The following is a 236-nucleotide window of genomic DNA, read 5'->3' on the forward strand; positions in this document are numbered from 1 at the left end:
ACAATAACGACTCCTTTACATTTGGTTTCTCTTCGTCATCAACATGACTGTATTTTAAAACATTCTGGGACCGTAATCAGCACCTGATTTGGGGTAATTTATTTTTTCCGAGGCCCTAAGACAGTATCCACACTCAAACCTTTGCGCCCCGTTGCCTTGGGTTGGCGATCCTTTATGTCTGCCGCGACCCAATCCAGTAGATCAGGATGCGCGTCCAGCAACTTGGACATGGCTTT

Origin of the sequence: Thiolapillus sp. (assembly GCF_048562965.1) — a bacterium.
Classification (GTDB): domain Bacteria; phylum Pseudomonadota; class Gammaproteobacteria; order Chromatiales; family Chromatiaceae; genus Thiolapillus; species Thiolapillus brandeum_A.